This window comes from Streptomyces glaucescens (assembly GCF_002154375.1).
Taxonomy (GTDB): Bacteria; Actinomycetota; Actinomycetes; order Streptomycetales; family Streptomycetaceae; genus Streptomyces; species Streptomyces glaucescens.
Genome location: NZ_MUND01000193.1, coordinates 1 through 3998, shown reverse-complemented (window position 1 = coordinate 3998; position 3998 = coordinate 1). Strand labels below are relative to the sequence as shown.

Here is a 3998-nt window from a genome sequence, read left to right as displayed (position 1 = left end):
TACCGGCAGTGGTCGCAGGCGGTGGCCGAGTACGCCCGTCGGCGGCCGGAGGAGAGGGCCTACTGGGAGGACCTCCTCACCGACCTCGACCCCGCCGTCGGAGGCTGGACCGACACCGGCACCGACCGCAGCGAGGAGTTCACCCTCCCTGAGGACACCACCCGCGACCTGCTCGGCCCGGCCCACCGCGCCTACCACACCCGCGTCGACGACCTGCTGCTCACCGCGCTCGCCCGCGCCCTGGAAGGCGTCGCGGGCGGCCGCGTCCACCACGTGGTCCGCGAGGGCCACGGCCGCGAGGACCTCGCGCCCGGCCTCGACGTCAGCGGCACCGTCGGCTGGTTCACCACCCTCCACCCGGTGCGGCTGCCGCTCGCCGACGACCTCGGCGACAGCATCCGCGCCGTCAAGGAGAGCCTGCGCGCGGTTCCCGCGGGCGGTATCGGCCACGGCCCGCTGACCGGCGACCGGCCGCTGCCCCCGGTGTGGTTCAACTACCTCGGCCGGCTCGACGCCGAGCAGGCCGGCTCCGCCGACTGGCGGCTCGTCCTCGAGGACGCCGGCGAGACCATGCCCGCCTGCAACACCACCGGCGCGCTGCTGACCGTCCTCGCCCACGTCGGCGGGGGACGGCTGCACGTCCGCCTGGACAGCAGGCTGGACGACGCCACCACCCGGTCCCTGGCCGGTGCGCTCGAAGCCGCCCTCACCGAGGTCGTCGGCCACTGCGTCACCCGGACCGCCGTCCACTACACGCCCAGCGACTTCCGGGACGTCCGGGGCGAGGCCGATCTGCCGGCCCTGCCGCCGTCCGTGGGCGCCGACCCCGGGGCCTGGTTCGACATGACCGAGATCCAGAAGGCGTACCTCGTCGGACGGCTCGGCAACTACGAGATCGGCAACGTCGCCAACCACGTCTACAGCGAGTACCACTACCGCGACCTGGACACCGACCGCCTCGAGGAGTCGGTCAACCGGCTCGTCGCCGAGTGCGACGTGCTGCGCACGGTGTTCTCCCACGAGCGGCTCCAGCAAAGGATCCTGGCCCCCGCCGAGGTGCCCCGCTACCGCATACCGGTCCACGACCACACCGACCGCGACTACGACCCGTCCGGGCCGAGCGAGGTGCGCGAGCGGCTCTCCCACCACCTGTACGACCCGGAGCGATTCCCGCTGTTCACGTTCGAGGTGAGCCGGTTCCGCGACCGCAGCGTGCTGCACATCAGCTGGGACCTGATCGCCCTCGACGTGCGCAGCAGGCTCGCCGTCATGCGACGCCTCGACGACCTCCACCGGGGAACCGACCGGCGCCCGCCGCTTGCCGGGGCCGGCTTCAAGGACTACCAGGACTACGTCGCGCTGCTGAAGCACTCCCGGTGGTACGAGGACGACCGCGCCTACTGGCAGGACCGGCTCCCCGCCCTCCCGCTGCGCTGCGCCCTGCCGTTCGCCACCTCGCCCGACACGGTGACCCACCCCCGCTTCGCCGAACACACCCTGCGCATCGGGCCCGAGGTGTGGGACCGGTTCAAGGAGCAGGCCCGGCGGCACGGCGTGTCCACGTCGTCGGTGCTGCTCGCCCTGTTCGGCAGCGTGGTCTCCTACTTCTCCGGCGCGGACGAACTGCCCATCACCCTGACCCTGTCCCAGCGCCTGCCGGTGTTCGAGGACAGCGACGAGCTGCTCGGCAACTTCACCTCCACGGTCCTCCACCACCACACCGACCGCGGCGCCGACGCCGAGGCCCTGATCCGGCGCACCCACGACCTGCTGTGGGAGAGCATCGGCCACGCCCTGTACTCGGGCGTGGAGGTGCAGCGCGATCTGAGCCGCCTGCACGGCCTGGACCCCACCCGCGCCGTGTCGCCGATCGTGTTCACCGGCGTGGTGGGCCAGGAGACGCGCGACGCCGACCGCGGCGCGTTCCTCGACGACAGCGAACTGACCGGCGAGCGCCACTGGAGCGCCCAGACCTCCCAGGCCTGGATCGACCTGCAGGCCGTCGAGGTCGCCGACGGCTTCATGAGCAAGTGGCTCCACGTCGACCAGCTCTTCGACCGCGGTGTCATCGACCACCTCAACCGGCTGTACTGCGCCCTCATCGAGCACCTCGCGAACGACGACTGGGCGAGCGGACTGCCCCGCGACCGCTATCTCGCCGAGACCGACCGCGCCCTCATCGGGGCGGCCAACGCCACCGGTGAGGCCCCGGACCGCGACGACACCCTCTTCGGCCTGTACGAGGCCGGGCTGGACGATGGCCGCCGTGTCGCCGTGGCCGTCGTCGACGCGGGCACCGGCCGCAGCCACACCTACGGCGAGCTGTACGACGACAGCACCAGCCTCGCCCGGCACCTGCGCGACGCACTCGGCGCCCCAGCCGACGGCCGGCTCGTCGCCGTACTCGCGGAGAAGGGCTACGCCCAGGTGCTGGCCACCACGGCCGTGATGAAGGCAGGCTTCGCCTATCTGCCCCTGCACGTCGACTGGCCCATGGGCCGCATCGAGGACGTCCTCGCGCAGGCGGGTGCGGGGGTGGTGCTGGTGTCGCGGGCGCAGGCGGTGCGGCCGGAGGTGGCCGCGCTGGGTGCGGGATGCCGGGTGCTGGTGGTGGAGGATCTGCTGGCCGGTGAGGTGCCGGAGGTGGAGCTGCCGCTGGTCGCCCCGGACGATGTGGCGTATGTGATCTTCACGTCGGGTTCGACGGGCCGTCCGAAGGGGGTGACGATCAGTCACCGGGGTGCGGTGAACACGCTGCGGGCGGTCAACGACCGTTTCGGTATCGGCCCGGACGACTGTGTGCTGGCGTTGTCGGAGCTGAGTTTCGATCTGTCGGTGTACGACCTGTTCGGTGTGCTGGCCGCAGGTGGGACGGTCGTGTTCCCGGCTCAGGGGGAGACGAAGAAGCCCGCGCACTGGCTGGAGCTGGTGCGGGAGCATCGGGTGACGGTGTGGAACAGCGTGCCGCAGCTGGCGGGTCTGCTGGCGGACGAGGCCGGGGACACGCCGCTGGAGTCGTTGCGTGTGGTGCTGATGTCGGGTGACTGGATCCCCACTCGACTTCCGGCGCGACTCGAGGCGTTGGCGCCGTCGGCGACGGTGATGAGTCTGGGTGGTGCCACGGAGGGCAGTATCTGGTCGATCTGGCACGAGATCGACCGCGTGGATCCCGAGTGGGCGAGCATCCCGTACGGCACGGCGATGCCCGGTCAGCGGATGTACGTGCTGAACGGCCGGGGTGAGCACTGTCCGGTCGGCGTGGCGGGGGAGATCCACATCGGGGGAGCGGGTGTGGCCCTCGGTTACTGGCGGGATGAGGAGCGCACCGCGGAGCGTTTCTTCGAGCATCCCGAGCTGGGGCGGTTGTATCGCACGGGTGATCTGGGCAGATGGACGCGGCAGGGCTGGATCGAGTTCCTCGGCCGCGACGACTTCCAGGTCAAACTCAACGGCTACCGCGTCGAACTCGGCGAGATCGAGAGCGCGCTGACCCGCGTCCCGGAGATCACCCAGAGCGTCGTCCTGGTCAAGGAACACCAGGCCCAGGACGGCCCTGCCCGGCAGCTTCTCGTCGCCTACTACGTCTCCCCGGCCCCGCTGGACGCCCAGCACCTGAGTGAACGGCTCGCCGCCGGCCTGCCGGCGTACATGGTCCCCGAGACCTTCGTGCACCTTCCGGAGCTGCCGCTCAGCCCCAACGGCAAGCTCGATCGCGGCGCCCTGCCCGACCCCGCCCCGGCCGCCGAAGAGGTCGTGCCCCCGCGCGGCGAACGGGAGCGGCGCCTGCGTGACCTCTGGGCCGACGTGCTGGGCATGCCCGCCGAGCGGCTCGGCATCACCATGGACCTCATGCGGCTGGGCATGGACAGCATCGTCGCCATCCGGCTGGTCAGCCGGATCCGCAGGGAGTTCGGTGTCCGGGCCGGCGTCCGGGACGTCTTCGAGCACCGCACGGTGGAGAGGTTCCACGACCGGGTCCTGGCGGTGGCGGAGCCGGA

1 protein-coding gene is annotated in these 3998 nt (G+C 71.6%); it reads left to right on the top strand.

Annotated features, from left to right (window positions below):
* Positions 1 to 3998, top strand: a 3998-nt coding sequence (locus tag CCN42_RS14230; protein WP_143661912.1) for a non-ribosomal peptide synthetase, incomplete at both ends; no start/stop codon positions are given.